Raw genomic sequence first — 20,815 nt, forward strand, 5'->3', positions numbered from 1 at the left:
TAATGTCTTCAAGCAGTCAGCCTCGTGAATTCTCTCGACATACTGCCACAGTTCGTCCTTGTTCTTATACTTACTATACAAGTTATACGTCAAGGACAACTACTTGTGGCCTGCCAGCTTCGTAGCGATGTCTTCAGGACAACCCACTTGTTCTAACGCTGTCGCAAAGCGACCTCTGAACGAGTGTAAGCCTGTCTTGTAGCCTCTAATCTTTGGTGTACTTCCTTGACCTTTAAGTTTGTAGTTTTGGTTTGAAGAGTGACAAGCAGAGCCCTTCAGCGTTTTCGTGTTTGTTCAATATGAACGCGATTGGCTTGAAGATTGTCGCTGCGGTGTTCCTGTGGAGCGTAGAAGCAACTTTTGGTGGGATTTAAGGCTTCATCATTGTCGAATTGGCTTATCAGATTTTTGTGGTGAAAACATTAACCTTGTAGTATCAAAAAAGGTAACATCTGCATTATTGCTCAAAGGAAAAGCTTCATGGAATTTGATATAAAAGCACTGATAATTGCTTTGTTACTGGGAATAATTAGTGGCCTCGGCTTCGCTAATATTTTCGGGGTAGACTGGTGGGAGGAACTTAGTTCGATAGGCTCTTTACTTGGTGGGCTAGCAGCTATTTTTGCGGCAGGCGTTGCTCTAAAAACTCTTAGACGTTGGCGCCTTGAACACGATTATGTTCTAGCACAAAAATTTCTGGGAGAATTTGAAGATTCGTTATTTAACGCTTGGGAAATATCCAAAGAAATTAGCCCAATCTGTCACGAAAACTTAGAGCTTTACAGTTCTGCACGATATCCGACTACTATCGGCTATCGACTTCAAGTTGAAAACGGTCAAAAGGTTGAAAGAGTTAAGCGGCGTGTAGCGGCAGAGTTCTCTCGCACAAGAAGTAAATTCGTTAAGTATAAAATTATATTACCTAATAAGGAGCTAATAAGCGGCAGTGTTTGCGAGGGTAAAATTTTTCAGGTTGAGTGGGCGATAATGGAAGCCTTTGAAAATCTAACAAAAGCGAAAACTAATGTAACTTATCAAAAGTACGAGGATGACTTTCTAAATATCGAAACAAAAATAGTCAACATCGTTGATGATTTGAGGTTCGGCCTGAAAGATATTTTTGATTAGACAATCTAATGAGCTCAATGGCTCAAGTTAAGCTAGTGCAAGTAAGACAGGTTCTAAAAGAATGCTATTACTCTACTCATAAAGACCATACAGTTTTAGCTCATTGCTATATGCTCAATACGTAAACTATGTGGTTTATATGTTGAAAGGCTCTTACAGAAGGCTCGGAGATAGCTAATAATTCAAAAAGTCTTTAAATTGTCGTAGCGAGCCAAAGTGCACCTTACCCATGAACATTGTCGGTAGTTTGTATTTGCGTTGGTTTTTATTTACCCAATTATTTCCTACAGTTATTTTAAGGTACTCGATTCCGTTGGAGCGCATGAGATACTGCAAGACGTTGCTTTCTCTACAAAGCCCATGTTCCTCATACAGAACAATAAGAGGCTCTAAATCATCCATGCCAGCTCACTTATAAGGCTTCTAATAACCTTCGCCCTTAGATGAGATTCGATCTCCAAACTATTGAGGACTGACAAAACCACTCTGACGTGTTTACTTACTTCTGCGTCGTCGGGTGCGAAACGGTATTCATCAATTGCTTTTCCGACAATAGAATTAATAGTGTCACCGCTCTTGATTTTTAAGTTGCCGAGTTTATTGAGTTGTCCTTGGGTTAAGGAAACTCTCTTTTCTACTGTTTTGCTCATGATACTCTCCGATTTTAATTCAATATTAATTTATCATAATAAAATCAGCAACTTACAAGTCATCTGTGAGTAGTAATTAGTAGTGGTTATTTCCCAGAGTGGGTGACAAAGAATAGAACTTTGCCACTTTTACTAGTTAGTCCATCAGAGAAACCACGTCCTTAACCCCAAGGTGTGTGTATCGCTCCAGCATCTCAGTTGAACGGTGCCCTGAGATAACTTTCAATTGGTTGACCGAAAGGCCTCTTTGAGCATACTTGGTAATAGCGGAATGCCTCATTGAGTGAAACGATAGTCCAGTTATTTCTAGACGTTTACATGCTCGTCTAAAAGCCTTCGAGAGACTTTCTGCTGTAACGTTGTAGAGGATTTGATGATTATTACATGACATAAGCCTGTCTTTTAAAATATGAGTTGCTTTTGCGTTTAACGGAACGTAGCGTGAGTAGCCATTCTTGGCTTCAGGAACATAAAGTCTGTTTTGGTGAAACTCTATATGTTGTTTTTGTATCTTTACAATTTCTCCTCTACGCATAGCAGTCTCGTAAGAGAGTTCAGCAGCAGATGCAACCAATGGAGGTAAATCTTCAAGCAGTAGCTTTAACTCTTTCTGTGTTACTACTCTGTCTCTTGGTTGGCATTCAGAAGGATATTTGAAGTCCTTAAAGGGAAAAGGCCAATCTAACTCGAAGTGCTTAATGCCAAACTTAACGATGCGAGACAGCATCTGTAAGTCTAATCTCGCGGTACTGCTCTTTACTTCTTTGAGCCTCTGACGCTTAAATGCTTCGATTTCTGCTAGGGTAGGAGGCGACTTAAAGTTTTTCTTCAAGCATCGCACACGGTAGTGCACAGAATCGCCCATATGTTCAAGGTATTTGTCGCAGACCTCGTGAAAAGACAATTCATTTGAGCCCATTAAGGCGAAACGTTCTGCTTCTTGTTGAGTTGGAAAAGTCTTAGAGATACGCTTACCTTGCTCACGAATCTGTACGTTCCAGTTGCCTGATTTTAATTGACGGATAGTTGCCACTTCGTTCACTCCAAAATACTTAAAGGTTAATGGAAGTGAAATTCTTGAGGCCTTGCCAGTATTGACTTTCGGAGGTGCGTGTAGAGTTCGCAGCGTTATCGCGCAGGTGGGCATGGGGTGTCAGGGGTCGGAGGTTCAAATCCTCTCACACCGACCAACTTCTCTCTTCGAAGCGACACCCAAGCACTTAATCTTCAATAAATTCAAAAATTGACTCTAAAACCAATTCAGCACTTTCAATCTGCGGGTAGTGGCCTATATCAGCAAGTTCTACTGTGTCAGCTTTTGGGATAAGCTCTTTGTATCTAACCACCATATGTGCGCCAGAAATTGGATCTGCCATACCTGCGGTTAGACGAACCGGAATGTCGGCATTTTGCAGTGCACCTACCCAACGCTCTCTGTATTGCTTGCGCTGTTTCATATAGTCCAAAAGCAAGTGCATGTATTTGTGACCATTGCTTTCAGTAATAAGCGCCCAAAAATCATTAATGTCTTGTTCAGAAGGGGGCGTATTCGGGCCAAAAATGTTGTGCATGCTTTTTCGAATTGCGTTTTCGCTTAAAAAAGGAATGAGCAGCCCGCCAATAGGGGAAAGCAGCAGCTTTTGAATGGGTAATGCTTGATGGGTTTCAGGAAAAAGGCCGCCATTTAGCAAATGCAGCGACTCTATACGAAACGTAAGGTTGCCGTCTAACTGACGGGCCATTAACTCCTGCGCAACGGTATCGCCGTAATCGTGAGATAGAACATGAGCGTGTGTAATTTGAAGATGTTTCATTAAGGCTTCTATCACTTCAGCTTGTTCTTTGATTTTGTACTTTTTAGGCGCTTTAGTGCTAAAACCAAAACCCAGCATATCGAGTGTTACGCAGCGAAACCGTTGGATGAGGGCAGGCCACATTTTAATCCAATCAAAGCTTGCGGTAGGGTACCCATGAATTAATAGTAGCACGGGGCCATCACCCTGGGCTTTGTAGAAAATCTGCTGACTATTAACGTTTAGAAAGTGGCCTGAGCTTCGCCATTGTGAAAGTTGCATTTCTACATGCCTTGTTATGCTTTTATATTTAGCTTGCCCAGTCCTTGGTTTTAGGTCTGTCGTGAGGACGACATTTAAAGCATGCCGCGCTTGTTAAGTAAGTTAACGTAAAATAAATAGGCGAAGGAGTAATCCCGTACTAGTTTTCAACCGGAATAGAAACCGTCACCGTAGTTCCTTCCCCTGGGGCTGAGGTTAAGTCAATTTCTCCATTGAATTTCTGGCGAACCAAGTTGTATAGAATATTTAAGCCTAGCCCAGTGCCGCCTTTATCTCGAGCCGTGGTGTAAAATGGCTCGAACACCTTCTTGTGAAGCGCCTCTGGAATTCCTTTGCCATTGTCTTGCACACTAATCACAATACCTTTGGCACTTTCTCTGCAGTTCACACTAACTTTATTTAGTTCGTTGTTTACCGATGGACCAAAAGCGTGGCGCTGAGCATTCGATATTAAATTCGTTAGCAACTGAGCAATAATGCCAGGGCAGGTAGTTATAACTAAATCGGGTGTAACGTCTATGCTTAGCTCGACTTGTTCCTTGCGCAGCATGGGCCTTAATGGGTTACATACCCGAGGGATGTATTCATCTAGCGCAATTTTCTCAATTTCTAGAGAGGTTTGATCGGCAGAGGTTCGCTTAAAGTCTTGAACTAATCTTGCGGCGCGCATTAGGCTTGTTTCAGCTAAATTTAGCCCCTCAGAGCATATTGCTTCAAAGTCTTTAAAAGCTTGTTCAGTTAATTCGTCATTTTCGAAGTCTCGGTAAGTGTTTTTTAGCTCTTCTTTGCAATTACTGACGGAGGTTAGCGCAATACCTAAGGGCGTATTAACTTCGTGAGCGATACCTGCTACTAGGTTACCTAAGGCGGCCATTTTTTCTGATTCAACAAGCTTTTCTTGGGCAGCCTCAAGCTCAGCCGTTCGCTCGCTAACTTTTTTCTCTAACGTTTGGTTTGCTTCTAGTAACTGCACTTCATAGTCGGCCCGTTCTTTTGCACTTACTGCGCGGCCGTAAAGGTCGGCAAGCGATGCTGCAAATACCACTTCATCGGCAAGCCATTCACGCGGTTTACCTTGATGTTCACAGCAGATTATCCCTATCATTTTTCCACGGTGGCGTATGGGTACATCCAGCATAGAGCTTATGCCAAGCGGCGATAAATACACTTCGGAAAATTCAAAGGTTGCAACATCGGTCAGTGCGTCGTGGGCTGCTATGGTTCTGCCTGAGTCTAGCGCTTCAAAATAATGGGGGAAATCTCTTCTAGTTAGCACTAAACTTTCGTGATCTAGGTCGTTTCCTCTATCGATAAGCAAAGTACATTGCACTAGTGTTTGATTCTCGTCATATAACCAAATGCCCGCTCGCGTAATTTCCAAACCTTCACACACAGAGTTGATAATCAACCTAGAAGCAACGTCTAGTTCACCTTTATCAATGTCTGGGCTTTGGCTAACGCGTAGTAAAATTAACTCTAGCGCTTCTTTCATTCATCTTCGTCCGGTTCTGTAGCGCGGATCTCTAGTATTCTATCGAAGTGCTCTAACATTACATGGGTGATTAAAGGGTCGAACTGTTTACCTGCATTTTCTTGTAGGTAGGCTTTTACTTCGTCAACGCCCCAAGCAGGCTTATAACATCGTTTGGAAAGAAGAGCATCGACCACGTCAACAATAGCCATAATACGGCCTTCTACTGGGATATTGTCCCCAGCTAGCCCATCAGGGTAGCCTTTTCCATCCCATCTTTCGTGGTGTGTTTTGGCAATAATTGCGCCCATCTTGGCAACGATGCGGTCGGAGTCTGCTAGCAGCTCATAGCCTTTTTGAGCGTGAGTTTTCATAATTTCCCATTCTTCAGGGTCAAGCTTTCCAGGCTTGTGCAAGATGGTTTCGGGTATACTTATTTTTCCCACATCATGAAGCGCTGCTGAATAGCGAATGGTTTCTATAAACTCTTTGCTCATATGAAGTTTCTCTGCAAGAAACTCTGTCATTAAGATTACGCGTCTTACGTGGCCACCGGTTTCTTTGCTACGCATCTCGATAGCGTCGCTTAGCACCATGATGAGTTCTTTCTGGGTTTTTTGAATGTCTTCTTTCTGCGTAAGGTTTTGGAAAATAACCGCCACATTGGATGCAAACATTTCCAGTGTTTTTCTCTGCATCACGTCTAAAGGCTCGTTTAGTTTTACGTACAAAATATTGTGGCTGTCTTCACCCGTGGGGTAATAGCCAATAAATACTTTATCACTCTGTAAATGTGATTTTTTCGCTAATACTTGTCTAACGTCTTTTTCAATTTCCTCTGGAATACGGGTGGATATTCCAGGTTCGCACAATCCAACGAGGTCTCCGCTTGCACCCAACACTGTCATGCTGGTATCACCATATAAATCGGTATGTTGGGTAGACAGGTATAACACTGAGTTGTTTAAATTTAAAAGGGTGAGCGTTTGTTTCAGTACGGCAGTACCGAATTGAGCTAAAGACTGGCTTGCCAACACAGACGAAGAAGATTTAAGCACGTCTTCCATTCCGCGTTTACCTTTCTCTATTGTTTGTATATCACGATAAGAACGTATGGCAGTGTAAACGCATGATTTCAGCTTAAGTGATGAAAGCTCTGTCTTTGCTTTGTAATCATTAATGTCATATCGCCTGATAACATCTTCTTCAGGTGCTTGCCCTGGCTGCCCTGTTCGTAAAATTAGCCGGGAGATATGATTATTAAGGTCGTTGCGAATGGCATCAACCAGCTTAAGCCCAGCATCGTCGGTTTCCATTACTACGTCGACAAATGCCAGCGCAATATCTGGGTTAGCTTTAAAAAGCGCTAAACCTTTTTTACCGCTGTACGCTGATAAAAACTCTATACCACGCTTCTCAAAAGTAAATTTGCGTAACGTTAGTTTAGTAACCTCGTGTATGCCTTCTTCGTCATCAATAATGGCAATTTTCCAAGGGGGTAAACTAGAAGTATCTTTTTCAATTTTCGACTTTTTGAATAACGACATACACAGTGTAGTGAACGATTTAATACCCTAAACGTAAGCCACAATTTTCATTCTCGCAAATCCGTAGATAAACTTTTGTTCTAAAGTTGAATGCTGTTGATTTGTTAAGAAAAACGATTTTTATTTCTGACTCATTTCGTGTTTTGAATGGAAGTGAGTAAATGAAATTTTTTCAACATTTCTATATATATCTATAAAAACAATCAATCTGAATAAGCTTTCCCGCCTATTGAAGAGTCACTTCCCCGTGTTTACTCTAAATTAACAAATTCAATAACCGTGTTTAAGGAAGTGTATGAATTTTGCAGAATTTGCAGCATCAAGAAAAAGTGTTCGAGGGTTCACAAAGCAGCAGGTAACAAAAGAAACGGTAGACGCTATTATCAACGCAGCGAAGTGGGCGCCGTCGTCGTACAACACGCAAACGTGGAAAATTCATGCGGTTGCTGGGGATGTACTAGATAAGATTCGTGAGGGTAACACTAAAAATACGTTAGAGGGGAAGCCTCATGTTCGAGATTTTCCTTATAAGGAAGCCTACGAGGGTATTCATCGTCAACGCCAGATAGATGTAGCTATTCAACTGTTCGATGTAATGGGAATAGCTCGAGAAGATAAAGAAAAACGCATGGATTGGATGATGCGAGGTTTCAGACAGTTTGATGCACCAGTTTCGTTAGTTCTTACTTATGATAAGTCTCTAGAGCCTGCTGGAATAACGCAGTTTGGCTTAGGATCGCTAGCGTATGGCATAGTGCTGGCTGCGTGGGATTTAGGGCTTGGTTGCGTTATAAATGGTCAGGGCATAATGCAGTCTGAAGTAGTACATAAGTATGCTAATATCCCTGATGATGAAGCCATTATGATATGCATAGCCTTGGGCTACCCAGACCCAGAATTCGCCGCGAATGACGTTCGTTCAGTCCGTGCCGACAACGAAGAGTTTGTGACCTACCACGGCTTCTAGTGCGTTAAGTTTAAAGCGTACTCTTTTGATAGTGGGTTAAGGTAGCGTAGCCTTGGTTATGTTCAGTAATATCCGCTAAGCTGGTCAACACGGTGTGTTAGTTAAAAAGGGTTAATTGATATGAAGTTTTTAGTTTTCTTAGGAACTGTACGTGATAGCACACCTCCTAGGCCAGCTAGGCTAGGACTTCGAGTTGCAAAAGCGATATTAAACTGGGCGAAAAGTAATATGGCTGAACACGAATTTGAGCTTATAGATCCGTTAGATTATCCAACAGGAGAAGTGTTTAAGCCTCATTTTTCTTATGCACAAAGACAAGCGCCTGAGGCGTTATCTTCACTTGCTGAAAAAATAGAATCTGCGGATGGTTATGTAATGGTAAGCCCTGAATATAATCATTCAATGAGCCCTGCATTGGCGAATTTGCTTAATCACTTCGGCAGCTCTCTATATTCATTTAAGCCCAGTGTTATTGCTACTTATTCAGTGGGGCAGTGGGGCGGTATGCGCGCGGCGGTTGGAATGAGAACATTTTTATCTGAGCTAGGATGCCTGCCTGTTTCCGCGATGATACATGTGCCTCGTGCGCATGATGAATTTGATGATGAAGGGTATGCATCTAGTGAAAAAGAAGATAGCTGGCAATCTTATTTAGGACGCGCGCTCAATCAAATGCTGTGGTGGGCTGAAGCTGCGACTCGCCATCGACAAGAAAAAGACCCTTTCGAAACCTCGAAAGCTTTTACCAAAGCTCCCTCTCAACGGAATGTTATAGAGAACTAGGCAACAGCTATTAGTCAAAATTAGACATGAAGCGCTCTATCTCTGATGCAGGAACAGGTTTGCTCCAATAATACCCTTGTCCCAAATTGCACCCCATGCTTTTCAACTTGTCCAAAGCTGCCTTGTTTTCAATTCCTTCGGCGACAGTCTTCATTCCTAAACTTTCAGCAATGTTGATTATGGCCGAAACGAGAGAGTCGTCGCTTTCTTCAATGCCTAAGGTGTTTATAAAAATACGATCTATCTTTAGCTTACTAGCACTAAAAGTACGAAGGTAGTTTAAGTTAGAGTAACCCGTTCCAAAATCATCAATAGCAAAATGTACTCCTAACGATTTTATGGTTTCGAGCTGTTCGGCAATGGTACCTTTTTCGTCTGCTAAAATTGTTTCAGTAAGCTCTAGTTCCAGATACTCGGGAGCGAGGTTTGAATTTAGCAATGCTTGTTCAACTAACTGAGGCAGTGTGCCATCTTTAAACTGGGCGAAAGAAAGGTTAACCGCCACAGTAAGGTTGCTATGCCCTTTTTTATGTTGCTTCGCGCAAAAATCACAAGCTTGATTTAACACCCATGCTCCAAGAGGGTTAATTAAACCACTGCTTTCTGCAAGGGGAATGAACTTGTCGGGAAAGATCATAGAACCATCATTTTGAGGCCATCTTAGTAGCGCCTCTACAGCCTCAACTTTGTCAGATTCCAAATCAATTAAAGGTTGGTAATACACTTCTAATTCGTTGGCATTTACGGCGGGTCGTAAACGCTGAATTAACGTGAATTTTTCATCATTTTCTTTATCAAATCGTACATCGTAGTATTCATACCTGTTTCTGCCATTGCGCTTCGCTTCATACATGGCAATGTCAGCTTTGCGGCAGAGCTGCTTAAATTGATTGCCGTCAGAAGGTGCCTGTGCAGCACCAATAGACGCAGATACCACTATTTTGGTTTGCATAATTTCAAATTCACTCGAGCACCATGTGATTAAGTTCTTGCATAAGGTGTCGATTTCAGACTTACCTGATATGTCCGGCGCCAAGAGAATAAACTCATCACCTCCGAAACGTATTAAATATTGCTGTGCAGATAAACGGTCGGTAATGGTTTGAGATATTTGCTGTAAAAACCGGTCGCCAGCGGCATGACCCAGAGCATCGTTAATGGGCTTAAAATTATCAAGGTCGATAAATAATAGTGCTAGTTGCAGCCCTTTTTCTTCGCTCTCACGTAACCTTTCATTAAAAAGTCGCTCTCCCATTATTCTATTGGGTAAATTTGTTAAAGGGTCGTAGTGAGCAAGGTGCTGAATATGCGCTCTGTTTTTCTCAACTTTGGCAACTTCTTGCTGAAGGGAAGACATCAGTCGCCTTATGTCTTGAACTAAGATAAAAACACTAAATCCGGTGATAACGAAAATTACCATGATAAAGAGCATGTGGGGCCAGCTGAGTATTGGTGGATGTGGTATCACTACGTCATTAATTACAAGCCATGCGAGTGTGACGCATTGGAGAAGTACTAAAGAAAGGACAGTGCTAAATAGGGCAATACCTCCTAACAATGCAGCAAATATAATAACGCCCGGGTATCCGAGCATAGCAATGTCAAATACACCAGCACCAGTTGCGGATAAAGCGAATAGCATAGACGACATGGCACCTAATAGTAGATAGCTGCTGGTGGCTATGTAGCGCTTATATGCGAGTATTGCTGTGACAATAAGAGATAACTGACCCAGCAAGAAAATATCAAAGGTAATGCCTCTCGCGACTAGAGAGGCGGCAAAAAGCCCGAACCCCGTAACCATACTTATTTGGATGACACGGCGTCTTCGGATCAATATTAGGTCAGTAAGCTTTACTGGTGAAGAAAATAAGTCTTTAAGCCGCATTCTTCCAAATCTTGCAGTAGGCATCTAGCAACATTAAACCTAACTTTAAAAAAAGCAAGTGCAGAGACCTAAAGATAAGCATATTGGGTAAACAACTGTTAGTAATGGGAAGGGAAAAAAGACAGCAAAGCGCGGAGTCGATGCTGTCTTTATTATTAGTTACCTTTCATCTGAAGGGGCGTAACGCTCTAACCAATGTGCATAAGGCGCAGGCATCACCCAAGATGGTTCTTTAACGCCAAGCTGTTTTGCAGCAAAATAAGTCCAATGCGGGTTAGTAAGGTGCATTCTACCTACCATAACAACATCAAGCTGTTGGTTTTCGATAGTCTCGTTTGCTAACTCTGGTGTGTCTACACCCCAAGCCGTTGCAACAGGGATATCAGCTTCGTCTCGTACGCGTTTTGCTACAGGCGCTAAGAAAGCTGGGCCCCACGGAATATTTGCTTCAGGGGTATTGAATCCCACGCTAACACTTACAAAATCAGCGCCAATTTCTTTAAACTGTTTAATGAGTTCGATAGATTCGCTAAGTGTTTGCTCGTCTTCACCATCGTATTCAATAACGCCAAAACGCACGGTTAGCGGTAGGTTTTCTGGCCAAAATTCACGCACTGCACTTAGTGTTTCAAGCAAGAAGCGACCGCGACCTTGTGCATCACCGCCGTATTCATCTGTACGCTTATTGGCGTGTTTTGAGAAAAAGCTTTGGGCTAGATAACCGTGAGCAAAGTGAAGTTCAAGCCATTCGAAGCCTGCTTCAAGCGCACGCTCGGCGCCTTTAACAAAGTCACCCTTAACGCGTTCAATATCGGCTTTAGTCATCTCCGTAGGTGTTACCGGAAGGTGCGCGCCAAACGCTTGTGCAGATGGGCCAATAGGTTGCCAACCGTTTTCTTCACTTGGCTGAATGTGATCGTCGCCTTCCCAAGGACGGTTAGCGCTGGCTTTACGCCCTGCATGAGCAATTTGAATACCTGCAACCGCGCCTTGGCTTTTGATGCGCTCTGCGATGTTTTTAAGGCCGCTGACGTGTTCGTCTTTCCAAATGCCTAAGCAATTTGGCGTAATACGACCTTCCGGAGAAACCGCTGTAGCTTCAACGATTACAAGCCCTGCGCCACCACGGGCGAACGACTGATAGTTTGCTTCATGCCACTGGTTGGTAAAGCCGTCTTCTGCCGAATATTGGCACATAGGGGGCACGGCAATTCGATTGCGAAGCGTGACGTCTTTTAACGAAAACTGTTCAAATAGTGCAGTCATATTTCTCTCTAATGAAGATAAGAATAAAAAGTACCCAGGCTATGCTGGGCACTTGAATGAAGAAAAAGCGTATGCGCGTTGCGTTATATGCAACCCGGCTTATGCGGCAAGGGTTAAAATTTCGCGCGCTTTTGCCAGGTCGATATCGCCATGCTCACCAAGCGCGGTTAATCCATTGCGCTCTAGGTTTGCGATAAGCCCATCAATTGCAGACTTTTCTATGTCATAGTCTGATAGGCGGGTTTTCACCTGCATGGTTTCGAAAAAGTCTTGTACAGCCTTAATAGTCAAGTCGATGGCCTTTTCTTTGTCATCTTCTTGAATACCGAATACGCGCTCGCCTAGCTGCAGTATTTTTTCTTGCTTCTTGTCGCGCTGCACAAACATTAGCGATGGCAACACAATGGCTAAAGTCGCGGCGTGATCTAAACCGTGTAGGGCAGTCAGTTCGTGCCCAATCATATGAGTGCCCCAGTCTTGTGGTACACCTTTTCCGATAAGGCCGTTAAGCGCCATAGTTGCTGACCACATCACATTAGCACGTACGTCGTAGTCTTCAGGTGTCGCTAAAGCTTTAGGGCCTTCTTGAATTAAGGTTTGTAAAATACCTTCAGCAAAACGGTCTTGAAGTGGCGCATTCACAGGGTAAGTAAGGTACTGCTCAATAACGTGAACAAATGCATCAACTACACCATTGGAAACCTGACGAGGGGGTAGTGAATAAGTGAATTCTGGGTCAAGTACAGCAAAAACAGGCTGTACCGTTTCAGAAGAAAACGCGCGTTTTTGCGAGGTTTTTTTTCGGTTTACCACTGAGTTACCGTTGCTCTCAGAACCTGTGGCAGGTAACGTAAGTACTGCTCCTACAGGCAGCGGGTTTTCAAATGCTGCGCCTTTAACTAATATATCCCACGGGTCGCCTGCAAAGTTTACTGCCGCTGCCACAAATTTGGCACCGTCGATAACGCTGCCGCCGCCTACTGCAAGAATGAAGTTCACGTCATTTTCACGGGCCAGATTTACCGCTTTCATCAATGTTTCAAATTCTGGGTTTGGCTCAACGCCCTGAAATTCAATAACGTCTGCGCCTTCCAGCGCGGTAGTTACTTTATCGTAAATACCATTTTTCTTAATTGAGCCGCCACCGTATAGGAAGAGGACTTTTGCTTGTTCCGGCAAACGTGAAGACACTTCACTTAGTTGACCTTTGCCGAACAAAATTTCGGTTTGATTTTTAAATGTAAAATTAAGCATCGTGCTGCCTGTCCTTAATGTGTTTGTGAATTTAGCTGTTGTAAAAGCTTCTCAGCTAACAGTTCGTCAGAAAATGGGTTTTGGCCAGTAATAAGTTCGCGGTCTACGACTACATTAGGCGCCCACATGTCTTTGTATTCCATCTTGCCACCCGCTTGTGCCATAGCATCAGCTGGGTAGTACAATAAACTTGCATCATCTAAGGTGCTTTCAAAATACTCTTCTTCTGGCGTCGAGAAGATTGTCATTTTGTAGCCTTCATAAATCCAACTGTCAGATGCGGCTTGCTCACCTGATTTCAATGCCAGTTCGAATGCCTTTGGGTTAGATTGCCCAGAAAGTAAGGCGATTGGGCCATGGCAGATTGCAGCAGTAGGTTTTCCTTCATTATGAAAGTGAGCCAAAATCTCGCCTATCTGTGGGTTGTTTGCTAAATCGATAAGCGGTGCATGACCACCTGGGATAAATACACCCTCAAATTTATCAAGCCCCTGTGCAATAACTTCGCTTAGTGACAGCGTGTCATTAATGCCATCTATCGACGCAACAAACGTTTGAATATCTTGCATTTGTGATTCGCCGCCATCAAAGTACTGTGGAATAACAGATTTTTTATCTACTGCTGGCGCATTGCCTTTTGGTGTCGCTAATACTAACTTGTAACCCGCGTCTACCAATGCTTTAGCGGGCACACCAAATTCGTTGAGGTAATAACCGGTAGGTTCGGTTTTACCTTCAGCAAGCTGCATAACATTTTCGCTTGAGAGTAGAACTAGCACTTCGCCCTTATTGACCTTTGAAGATTGATCGTCAGCTGCATAAGCAGACTGAGATAAACCCGCAACGATGGCAAGTGATAGAATTGATGATGATGTTCTCATGTGCTTTTCCTGTCGCATTTGAAAGTGCGTGCATCTTAGAGCTGTTGGTTTAAAAGCAGAAGTCAGATAAATTATGAAGAGTCATCAAAAATCTGATGGGTGGAGTATTATGTCTTACCTAACACAACTAAAAACCTTTGTAGAAGTCTATCGAAGCGGCAACATCACACGTGCTGCAGCTAGGCTTCATATGTCTCAGCCAGCAGTAACTTCACATATTCAGGCAATGGAGAATATTGTCGGAAAAGAATTGTTCGTGAGAAAAGCTAGGGGCGTAGAGCCAACGGCGATCGCCGATGATTTAGCGCTTCAAGTAGCCAGTCATATAGATACATTAGAACAAAAAGTAGCGTCTATCCGCAGTCGCGCATCTACCGACCACGGTACCTTGCACTTAGCTGGCCCCGCCGAATATTTAAGCTTTGTTGCGGGCCCTGCGTTGGCTAACTTACTTCAAGCAGACAAAGTTAATTTGGTTATCCATACCGGTAATAAAAATAACACTTATCAGCTATTAGAAGATGATATCGCCGAACTCGCTATTACCGCCTCTGAGCCAACGGATGCTATGTACGAATATCAGATGTTAGACAAGGAGCGATTGATTTTGGTGATGAATCGGGTTCAAGGTAAATTACTTGGTGATAAAGAGATTACGCCGTCGTTACTGAATCAACACAAGGTAGTCAGTTATGACGAACAACTTCCACTTATTCGCCGTTATTTTTCAGAAGTATTTAATGCGCCTTGCGAGTCACCTGTGGCCGCAATATGCCCGGATATTCGCGCGATAAGCAGCATTATAAAAGCTGGGATTGGTTATTCGGTGTTGCCGGATTATCTTTGTAAAGATTCAATTGCAAAAGGCGAACTCGTTCCACTTGGAAAGAGCGGGCCTGAAAACGAGATTTATCTAGTATGGAAAAAAGGAGCGCTGCGACATCCTAGAGTCGACTTTGCGAAAGACGTAATAATGGCATTTGCAAACATAAACTATTTAGCAAGTTACCCTGACTAGCTTGCAAGTTGAGCACTACGCGCCGAGGGGCGCGCTGCACTGTAATCTTTAGATATATGGCTTGTTAAGCAGTGTCCATACGCTGTAAATTCAAAACGTGCCAACTACCTTTACTTGGTCATCAACTTTGCTTTCATCTATGAATCCAATTGTGTTTGGATTTGTTGAAACCAGTTTTAACATCTCGTCTTCTGTTTCGATCATTTCAGGAGGAGTACCGCGACCAGTAAATACTAGCTTCGACCAAAATGCAGAGTATTGCGATTCTGATTTTCCTAAAACTGTGTTATTGAATGCATCTCTTGCAGCATTTCCTTGTTCGAACGTGAGTGGAATTGCACGGTTGCCATCCGGAAAGGCTTTAACTTTACCTAAGTAAATCTTCTTTACCGTGTCGATATCTATACCTGAATTGTTGCTAGCATTAACGATTACGGCAGTACCCGCGTAGAGTGGTGCCGATAAAATTAAAAAGAGAGCTGCAATTATCTTCATGGATATTACCTTTATTTATTAGTCTACTTATATCATTTAGCCGCAGAGTTTTTGTTAAACAAGAGCAAATCGCCCATTGTGAAGTATAACCAAGATTTGTGATTTGTCGCACTTCAACAAAAGATGAATTTTTCAATTAGGAGCACAGGTGTAGCAATGGCAAAACCTAATGCCAAAGGGCCAGTTAAAACCGTTCAGATATTTTGCTCCAGTTGCAAGGTTCAATTATTCAAGTACCGAAAAGGGGGAAAGGGCGCGTTGGTAAAATGCTTTAAAGAACGAATTGTTAAGGACTACACTAATGAAGAGGGGATCTGTCCTTCATGCAACATTCAGTTTGCTAGAAGTGCGCTAATTCGGGGAGCCCCTGCGCTTAAAATAGTAGGTGGTAAGGTGATCATGAAATGAAAAGGTGAAAGGCAGGCGCTCTTTTGTTGTGCAATAAAAATGTAACATGCACCGCATTGCTACATCAAAATGTGTCAGAACTGTAACAACTTAGAATTGTGACAAATCAACTTTCCCTGTACCAAAGTTCAGTAGAGTTAAACAACAAATAAACTTATTTTAAAGCTGTAAGTTATTGATGTTTATGTGATGTGATGTTTTTATTATTATTTTCATTAAGTACTTGCTGCAAATACGTATGTATAAGAATTTATACCTTCCTTATACAAAAAAGCGGAAAGCAAAATGATTAATGAGGGTAACACACAAAAGTATAAGCTGAGCAAATCAGCTAAAGTTGTAAACGCGCTGTTGGCCGGTGCTTTGTCTCTAGGCGTGATATCGGTTAATGCTTCGGCAGACACGCTCTGGCAAGAAGATTTTGAAGCCAGCGAGTTACAAGGAAAAGGCGCAACAGGTTCTGATCCCGGAGGGGCTGTTCTTAGCCTTGAGGGAGTAGAGCGTTGGTCAGTTGATGTTTCTGCAGGCGCTTTGACTGCAACTACAGATTGGTTTCGTGTAGAAAATGGCGCTATGCAAGCTCGCGATGTCGATGGTGAAGTGGTTTGGTTGAGTGAATCAATTGATATCGCTAGTGCGGGTGAAGTTACTATCAATGCAGCACTTTCTCAAAGCGGAACATTTGAAACGGCAGACTACGTCGACGTATTTTACTCACTAGATGGTGGTGCTTTTGAGCTTATAACGCTCACTGAAGGGACATCAAATACCGTCCAAGATGATTTCGGTAATGCCACGATAAATGAGACAATTGGAAGTGGAAGCACGTTAGTATTAAAAGTTGCTATGGCCAATAATTCTAGCTCTGAATACCTAAATTTAGACAGCATTTCGGTTAGCGGTGAGGGTACCAACGATGGCGGCGACAATGGCGATGGTGGCGATAACCCCGATAATGGTGGTGAACCTACAAACGAACTTCTTTCCTTAAGCGGTACTTGCTTTAATTGCCCGGATTTAGAGGCGATTAATTTAGCGAGTAATTTTGTCGCTTCAGACTACTATGCCGCATTAGATACAGCTATTGCTAACGGCGATAGTGCACAAACACTGAAAGAAACAACGCATAACATCATTGAAAATGGTCATCGCACACTATCATATTCTGAAGTATGGACCGCGCTTACCTATACCGATGAAGACCCTGCAGATACCGACAATGTCATCCTTTTCTATAAAGGAATATCACAAGGTAAGTTTACCAACGGAAGCGGCAGCCAAAGTAGTAACCAAGAAAACTGGAATCGCGAACATGTTTGGGCAAAAAGCCATGGTTTCTCGAGCTCAAGCTTAACTGCATACAGTGATATCCTTCACCTACGTCCAACTGATATTTCAGTAAATAGCTCCCGCGGGAACTTAGATTTTGACTTCAGCGATAGCCCTCTAAGTGAAGCGCCAGCGAACCGCGTTGATAGCGATTCTTTCGAACCGCGCGATGCAGTGAAAGGCGACGTTGCTCGCTCTATGCTTTATATGGATGTGCGTTACGACGGTAACACCGCAGGTGATACGGAAGAAGATTTAGTCTTGTTAAATCGTCTAACCTCTACCGACGAAGCTGCATTTGGCAAGCTTTGTGTGCTACTTCAATGGCATGAGAGCGACCCAGTTGATGAATTTGAGCTTCGCCGTAACGAGCGTGTGTTTGAATTCCAAGGGAACCGTAACCCGTTTATCGATAAGCCTGAACTTGCTTCACTTATCTATAACGAAAGCTGCGATGGTACAGGCGGTGACACTGGCGGTGATACTGGCGGTGATACTGGTGGAGACACTGGTGGAGATACAGGGGGCGATACCGGTGGCGAAGATTCAGTACCGTCAACCAATAGCGTTTACATATCAGAGTATATTGAGGGTGGTAGCTTTAACAAAGCGATAGAGCTTTTCAATAGCTCGACTCAGCCTGTGAACTTGTCTGGCTATGAGTTAGTTTTACTTTCAAATGGTGATACTGCCGACGCCGACCGTAAAGTACTAGCGCTTGAGGGCGAAATTCCTGCAGGTGGCGTAGCAACATTCGCTCACGCCGACGCTGATGCCTTACTAACAACTGGCTCTACAATCAGCAGTTTCGTAATGAACTTCAACGGCGATGATTACGTTGAGTTGGTATATAACGGTCAAGTTGTTGATGCATTAGGTACTTTTGGCGTTAAGACTAATTGGGGGAAAGACGTCACGTTAGTACGTAAGAGTTCAGTGACAGGCGGAAACCCTAACCGCAACCCTGCGTTTACTCTTGACGAATGGGATAGCTTTGCAAAAGATACGTTAAGTAATTTTGGTTCTCACAACGGTTCAGTAAGTGAACCAACAGACCCTACGGACCCAACGGATCCGACGGACCCAACAGATCCTATTGCTGAAATAGTTCTTATCAGCGCAATTCAAGGTGATGGTGAAGAATCATCGCTTGTCGGCACGGATGTTATTGTAGAAGCAGTAGTAACTAAAGTTGTACCAGCCATGAGCGGTTTCTTTGTTCAGGAAGAAGCAAGTGATTCAGACGGTAATACGGCAACTTCTGAAGCTGTTTTTGTTTACGCCGGCTCATTTGGTCTACCAGAAGCAGGTGATGCGGTGCGTTTGCTAGGTACAGTAGGTGAGCGCTTTGGTGTAACCCAATTAACTCTGTCTGCAGAACTTGAGGTTACGGGTGTAGGTAGTAATGTGCTTTACACACCGGTTGCTATGCCGTTTAGCCTTGATACTGATTTAGAAGCACTAGAGGGCATGCATATTAGTTTTGAGCAAACCCTTAAAGTTTCTGACATCTATAATCTTGGACGTTATGGTCAGTTCAACGTGTCTTCAAAACGCTTAATGATACCTACCAACCAATTTGTAGCAGGTTCAGAAGAGGCGTTAGCACTAGCGGAAATTAATGCACGCAACACCTTATTGGTTGATGACGGAGAAACATCACAGAATTTAGATGATATTCCTTTCCCTGTAGGTGGTTTATCTCACAACAATCCACTGCGTTTGGGAGACAGTGTAGAGGCTCTTGAAGGTGTATTACATTATGCCTTTGGTGCTTACAACCTCATCCCTGTTGGTGATATTCAAACCGTACGCACTAACCCGCGAATTGCTGCACCACAGCTAAATGCTATCGGTGACGTGAAAGTGGCTAGCTTTAACGTACTCAATTACTTCAATGGCCCGGAATTCCCGACCTCGCGAGGCGCAGATTCAGATGCTGAATTTGAACGCCAGAAAGCGAAAACCATTGCAGCTATTGTAGCGATGAATGCCGATGTACTTGGCCTTGTTGAAATTGAAAACGATGGTTATAGCAGTGATTCTGCAATTGCGACATTAGTTGACAGCGTTAACGCTGAACTGGGCAGCGATGAGTACAGCTACGTTGCGTTGGAATCTCTATTAGGCGGTGACGAAATTGCTGTTGGTATAATCTATAAGCCTGCTGTAGTTTCGCTACAGGGTTACCCTGTGACTTCATCTGATGCACCCTTTGACTATGGCAACCGTCAACCTCTACTACAAAGCTTTAGTGTAAACAGTAATGGTGAAGACTTTACCTTAGCGATAAACCACTTTAAGTCGAAAAGTTGTGGTGACGCGACAGGCAACAACGCAGACTCAGGAGACGGTCAAGGGTGTTGGAACGAACTGCGTACCCAAGCAGCACAAGGCCTAACTTCTCTTGTTGAGCAAAATAGTGATGTCTTGTCTGACCGCGTTGTCGTAATGGGTGATTTGAATGCCTATGCGAAAGAAGAGCCTATCCTTGCGCTTGAAGAGGCTGGCTACAGCAACTTGGTTAACTTCTTCGATGGCGATAGTGCATATTCGTATAGCTTCGGCGGCGAAATGGGTTACCTAGATCACGCTTTATCGAGCCCATCTTTGACTGAATATGTGGTAGACGCAACGGTGTGGCACATTAATGCCGATGAACCTCGCGTGTTCGACTATAACGTTGAATTTAAGACTGAAACTCAGCTTTCTAGTTACTACGGCGCTGATGCGTATCGCTCGTCAGATCACGACCCAGTACTTGTTGTGTTGGATTTCCCTGAAGCGAGTGAGCCAGTTATTGGTGATTTTGATGGCGATAGTGACGTGGATAATATCGATATTGTGGCGTTCTATACCTTGCTTCTACAGCGTCAAGCGACGGTTGAAGAGCATGACTTCAATAATGATGGCAGATTAAATATTTATGATCTGTACGCGTTAATGTCTATGTGTACACGCACTGCATGTGCAACTCAGTAGTTGGAAAGAAAATGAAAAAAATTATTTTAATGGTATTGGCAATTGCAACTTTTAGTGCAAATGCCGCAATAATTGAAATCTCTACGGATAAATCAATTTATCAAGTAGGGGAAACTATCACGGCAACGGTTAGTTTTTCTAATGAAGATGCTTTTTTAGGAAATGTACCGTTTGTTCAAGCTTTTGACGTATATAATACTACTATTGGATTTGATGAAGCGCTTATCAGTTTTATGGGGGCAACTACGCTAAATCCATTCGGTAGCTTTTTTAATTTTGTCGAGCCTGTTGCGGAGTTCTTTTTACCTCCATTTCCTAGCGCTGGCTTCTTAGAAGTTGGATCCTTAGCTTTAAATGAAAAGATTGATTTACTTTATCAATTACAGACGCCTGTAATTGACCTATACAGCATTCAATTTATAGCGCAGTCTGTAGGAGATACTTCTATCAATGGATTATCAGCTTCGTATATTTTTCAAGGCTCTCAAGGAGGCACAATAGAACCTGTGGAAATAAACAGCACAAGCTTCACCATCGCTCAGGTCCCTGCACCAGGTACCTTCACGCTATCGCTTCTTGCTTTAGGTGGTATGCTTTTCGCTCGTAAGCGTGCGAAGTAATAAACCTTAAATGCTAAAAGTTTAAGCCCAGCCAAGTGCTGGGCTTTTTTATT

At 43.1% G+C, this 20,815-nt stretch carries 17 protein-coding genes; 7 read left to right on the forward strand and 10 right to left on the reverse strand.

The window, feature by feature from the left end; all coding sequences use genetic code 11:
• Nucleotides 1-480 precede the first annotated feature (480 nt).
• Nucleotides 481-1,128: a hypothetical protein gene (locus tag KL866_RS16555; RefSeq protein ID WP_214996082.1), complete on the forward strand. Its 648-nt coding sequence runs from the start codon at nt 481-483 to the stop codon at nt 1,126-1,128.
• Between the two features lie 389 nt (nt 1,129-1,517).
• Here the strand turns inward: KL866_RS16555 and KL866_RS16560 are convergent, their stop codons facing one another.
• The 5 genes from KL866_RS16560 to KL866_RS16580 form a co-directional block, all read right to left on the reverse strand.
• Nucleotides 1,518-1,778 (reverse strand): hypothetical protein, encoded by a 261-nt coding sequence (locus KL866_RS16560; RefSeq protein ID WP_214996084.1) that lies wholly within the window; start codon nt 1,776-1,778, stop codon nt 1,518-1,520.
• Between the two features lie 136 nt (nt 1,779-1,914).
• The gene (locus KL866_RS16565; protein ID WP_214996087.1) at nt 1,915-2,811 is read right to left on the reverse strand and encodes a site-specific integrase; all 897 of its coding nucleotides are present in this window, start codon (nt 2,809-2,811) and stop codon (nt 1,915-1,917) included.
• A 187-nt stretch (nt 2,812-2,998) separates the two neighbouring features.
• Complete coding sequence (locus KL866_RS16570) at nt 2,999-3,853, reverse strand: alpha/beta fold hydrolase (RefSeq protein WP_214996089.1); 855 nt, start codon at nt 3,851-3,853, stop codon at nt 2,999-3,001.
• A gap of 139 nt (nt 3,854-3,992) precedes the next feature.
• Entirely contained in the window at nt 3,993-5,345 is a 1,353-nt protein-coding gene (locus KL866_RS16575) for a sensor histidine kinase (RefSeq protein WP_214996091.1), read from the reverse strand.
• The gene (locus KL866_RS16580) at nt 5,342-6,871 is read right to left on the reverse strand and encodes a DUF3369 domain-containing protein (RefSeq protein WP_025255614.1); all 1,530 of its coding nucleotides are present in this window, start codon (nt 6,869-6,871) and stop codon (nt 5,342-5,344) included. Before KL866_RS16580 ends, KL866_RS16575 begins: the two co-directional genes overlap by 4 nt.
• A gap of 295 nt (nt 6,872-7,166) precedes the next feature.
• On the opposite strand from KL866_RS16580, the gene KL866_RS16585 reads away from it, so the two are divergent.
• On the forward strand, nt 7,167-7,838 hold the full coding sequence (locus tag KL866_RS16585) for a nitroreductase (RefSeq protein WP_025255613.1): 672 nt from the start codon (nt 7,167-7,169) through the stop codon (nt 7,836-7,838).
• Between the two features lie 120 nt (nt 7,839-7,958).
• Complete coding sequence (locus KL866_RS16590) at nt 7,959-8,621, forward strand: NADPH-dependent FMN reductase (RefSeq protein WP_214996093.1); 663 nt, start codon at nt 7,959-7,961, stop codon at nt 8,619-8,621.
• 10 nt (nt 8,622-8,631) lie between these two features.
• Here KL866_RS16590 and KL866_RS16595 read toward each other — a convergent pair whose 3' ends face one another.
• The 4 genes from KL866_RS16595 to KL866_RS16610 form a co-directional block, all read right to left on the reverse strand.
• Nucleotides 8,632-10,509: a bifunctional diguanylate cyclase/phosphodiesterase gene (locus KL866_RS16595; protein ID WP_214996124.1), complete on the reverse strand. Its 1,878-nt coding sequence runs from the start codon at nt 10,507-10,509 to the stop codon at nt 8,632-8,634.
• A gap of 159 nt (nt 10,510-10,668) precedes the next feature.
• Nucleotides 10,669-11,775, reverse strand: a complete 1,107-nt coding sequence (locus KL866_RS16600) for an NADH:flavin oxidoreductase/NADH oxidase (protein ID WP_025255610.1) — start codon at nt 11,773-11,775, stop codon at nt 10,669-10,671.
• Between the two features lie 99 nt (nt 11,776-11,874).
• Nucleotides 11,875-13,029, reverse strand: coding sequence for an iron-containing alcohol dehydrogenase (locus KL866_RS16605; RefSeq protein ID WP_214996095.1), 1,155 nt, complete (start codon nt 13,027-13,029; stop codon nt 11,875-11,877).
• 14 nt (nt 13,030-13,043) lie between these two features.
• Nucleotides 13,044-13,910, reverse strand: coding sequence for a type 1 glutamine amidotransferase domain-containing protein (locus KL866_RS16610; protein ID WP_214996097.1), 867 nt, complete (start codon nt 13,908-13,910; stop codon nt 13,044-13,046).
• A 109-nt stretch (nt 13,911-14,019) separates the two neighbouring features.
• On the opposite strand from KL866_RS16610, the gene KL866_RS16615 reads away from it, so the two are divergent.
• Entirely contained in the window at nt 14,020-14,928 is a 909-nt protein-coding gene (locus KL866_RS16615; RefSeq protein ID WP_025255607.1) for a LysR family transcriptional regulator, read from the forward strand.
• A gap of 90 nt (nt 14,929-15,018) precedes the next feature.
• Here KL866_RS16615 and KL866_RS16620 read toward each other — a convergent pair whose 3' ends face one another.
• Nucleotides 15,019-15,423 (reverse strand): phosphate ABC transporter substrate-binding protein, encoded by a 405-nt coding sequence (locus KL866_RS16620; protein WP_025255606.1) that lies wholly within the window; start codon nt 15,421-15,423, stop codon nt 15,019-15,021.
• A gap of 156 nt (nt 15,424-15,579) precedes the next feature.
• Between KL866_RS16620 and KL866_RS20390 the strand changes: the two genes are divergently transcribed.
• The 3 genes from KL866_RS20390 to KL866_RS16630 all read left to right on the forward strand — a co-directional run bounded on the left by KL866_RS20390 (nt 15,580) and on the right by KL866_RS16630 (nt 20,762).
• Nucleotides 15,580-15,831 carry a hypothetical protein gene (locus KL866_RS20390; RefSeq protein WP_025255605.1) on the forward strand — a complete coding sequence of 84 codons (252 nt, stop codon included), beginning with the start codon at nt 15,580-15,582 and terminating at the stop codon, nt 15,829-15,831.
• 285 nt (nt 15,832-16,116) lie between these two features.
• Entirely contained in the window at nt 16,117-20,142 is a 4,026-nt protein-coding gene (locus KL866_RS16625; RefSeq protein WP_214996098.1) for an ExeM/NucH family extracellular endonuclease, read from the forward strand.
• Between the two features lie 11 nt (nt 20,143-20,153).
• Nucleotides 20,154-20,762 (forward strand): PEP-CTERM domain protein, encoded by a 609-nt coding sequence (locus tag KL866_RS16630; protein ID WP_025255603.1) that lies wholly within the window; start codon nt 20,154-20,156, stop codon nt 20,760-20,762.
• The last annotated feature ends 53 nt before the right edge of the window (nt 20,763-20,815 follow it).

The organism is Alteromonas sp. ALT199 (genome assembly GCF_018619335.1).
Taxonomy (GTDB): domain Bacteria; phylum Pseudomonadota; class Gammaproteobacteria; order Enterobacterales; family Alteromonadaceae; genus Alteromonas.